The sequence below is a fragment of the Roseinatronobacter sp. NSM genome (genome assembly GCF_052379845.1).
Classification (GTDB): domain Bacteria; phylum Pseudomonadota; class Alphaproteobacteria; order Rhodobacterales; family Rhodobacteraceae; genus Roseinatronobacter.
In genome coordinates this window covers 1-1,535 of record NZ_JBQTCF010000087.1, presented here as the reverse complement: position 1 = coordinate 1,535, position 1,535 = coordinate 1, and the positions used below count along the sequence as shown (strand labels likewise).

Annotated in this window: 1 pseudogene; it reads right to left on the bottom strand. The window is 57.1% G+C overall.

Features of this window, described 5'->3' with window-relative positions:
* Positions 1 to 25: 25 nt before the first annotated feature.
* Positions 26 to 1,472: pseudogene (locus ACTZWY_RS19705) on the bottom strand (IS3 family transposase).
* Positions 1,473 to 1,535: the final 63 nt, after the last annotated feature.

The window sequence follows — 1,535 nt, the reverse complement described above, 5'->3', positions numbered from 1 at the left end:
TATTTGTGCCGCTCCAGGTGCTCGTTTAAGCCACCTTCCGTTCAAAAGCGACCGGGCTTTTCCAGCCCAATGCTGAATGCCGGCGTCGAGGGTTATAGAAGCCGTTGATGTATTGAAAGATGGCGGTTTCGGCCTGTCGACGCGTTTCCCAAGTGCGCCGCCAGATCAGTTCGGCCTTGATGGTCTTGAAGAAGGTTTCGACTGCGGCGTTCTGCGCCTTTGAACGATCCCCCGGATCGTTCAATCCGCTGGCGCGGACCAGCTTGAACTCATAGCAATTCCCTTTCCCACTCATCGAGACCTTGAACCCGTGTTCGCGCAGGATTTTCTGATAGTCATGCGAACAATATTGGCTGCCCCTGTCTGTGTGATGAATGCAGCCTTTGGGTGGCGCTCGGAAGGCGATGGCCATTTTCAGGGCCCGGATCGCCAGATCACGCTTCATGCGATTGCTGACGGCCCACCCGATAACCCGCCGCGAATGCAGATCGAGGAGCGAGCCATTGTCCGCCATTGGTCCGAGGACAATGGCGAGCGCCAGATACAGCCAACCCTCACGGGTCCAGATGTAGCTGATGTCGCCAGCCCATTTCGCTGCGCGGACCTTCGGTTCTGGTTCGGCTGATCTGCTTTGAAGTCGCGATCCAGCAGGTTCGGGGCGATGTTGAACGTATGATCGCTGTCTGTGGTCGCCTTGAACTTGCGCGTTCTTTCAACGGTAATCCCGTTTTCGCGCAGTGAGACAGGTTCTGAAAACGATCCGGGGGATCGTTTTCCTGTCGAACGCGACCGACACGCCGGTGCCCGACATCGACACCGACCTCCTTCAGTTCTTCGGTCATTCGTGGGCGGCCATAGCTGCCCAGGCTCAGGCGCGACTGCTCCTTGATATGCGCCAGAACCACCATATCCATGCGCTGCCTGTGGCTGGCCGGACGGCTGCGGAACGCCCGCAATCCGCGGGGGCTGACATTCATCACCCGACACAGCCGATCGACCGGGAAAGCCCCGCGTTCGCCATTGTCGCTCGGACCGATGGCGCGACATGGCTCACTCTTCAACGAACCTGAACCTCACGGCTTTTGGCTCGCGAAGAACTGGTCGCCATTGTTGCTCGAACCAATGGCGCAATCAATGACGACCTTTTTTTAATATATCCCTCTTGCTGCGGGCCAACAGTCCCCCGGACTGTCGGCTTATCCTTGCAAGTCCTTGAGGATGCGGTTCTCGCGCCGAAGCCGTTCGTTCTCCTTAGCAAGCTCGCGATCCTCAGACGAGACCACGTCCGTATCTCGATGCGCCGTCACCCACTTGTTCAGCGTCGATTTGCCAACGCCCAAATCATCCGCAACTTGCTGCCGCGAAAGCCCGTCCTCAGGGAAAATGATCCCCCAGATCATTTTCTAATCCTTCGAACTCAGTGCAATTCGCACCGCATCTTTACGAAATTCGTCCGTTCTTCCTGTGCCCATGAGTCATCTCCTTTGCTGCACATTACGCTATCAAAGGAGCGGCACCAAACCGCGACAGGTCCA